The following is a 643-nucleotide window of genomic DNA, read 5'->3' as shown; positions in this document are numbered from 1 at the left end:
CTCCGGCGCGGTCGCCTGGCGATGCAGCATGCCGGCCAGCGAGGACATCGCCTCGGCGCGTTTCTCGCCGCCGCCAACCGCCATATGCGTCGCCTCGTCGGCGCCGAGGATGGCCAAAGCATGCTCGAGCGCTTCGAGCTTGTGACCGAGGTCGTCGAGTTTCTGGAAGGACATGATGGATACCCAGCTTCAATGTGGCTGGCGCGAAAAGATACCAACGCACCGCGCTTGGCAACCCTGATCGGCCGGGATGGAATCAGTGGTCTTGCCTTGTGGGGCGGCTGCGTGATCAATGCCGGGAACAAACCGCTGGAGAGGACGATGATCGGCGATATCCTGGTCGGGCTGGTGGCGCTGATCCATTGCTACATCGTCTATCGGGAGATGGTGCTTTGGGACACGCCGCGCGGCCGCAAGGCGTTCGGACTGACGCCGGAATTCGCCAGCGCCTCGAAGGTGCTTGCCGCCAACCAGGGGCTCTATAACGGCTTCCTGGCTGCTGGGCTGTTCTGGGGACTCTATCTCGGCGCCGCAGGCTTTCAGGTCAAGATGTTCTTCCTGCTCTGCGTCGCGACAGCCGGCCTCTACGGCGCGGCAACTGTCGGCCGCAAGATTCTCTTTGTTCAGACGGTTCCGGCAGTGC

The 643-nt window shown here is 63.1% G+C and carries 1 protein-coding gene and 1 pseudogene; one reads left to right on the top strand and one right to left on the bottom strand.

Annotation, left to right across the window (positions count from 1 at the left end):
- A pseudogene (locus EOA27_RS39095) lies at nt 1-174 on the bottom strand (carboxypeptidase M32); the annotation flags it as partial.
- Nucleotides 175-321: 147 nt separating this feature from the next.
- On the opposite strand from EOA27_RS39095, the gene EOA27_RS39090 reads away from it, so the two are divergent.
- The coding region (locus EOA27_RS39090; protein ID WP_145970937.1) for a DUF1304 domain-containing protein at nt 322-643 on the top strand (322 nt) is incomplete at its 3' end.

This window comes from Mesorhizobium sp. M2A.F.Ca.ET.037.01.1.1, assembly GCF_003998075.1.
Taxonomy (GTDB): Bacteria; Pseudomonadota; Alphaproteobacteria; order Rhizobiales; family Rhizobiaceae; genus Mesorhizobium.
Note: the sequence above shows the minus strand (reverse complement) of the source record. Positions and strands in the feature narration are given on the sequence as shown.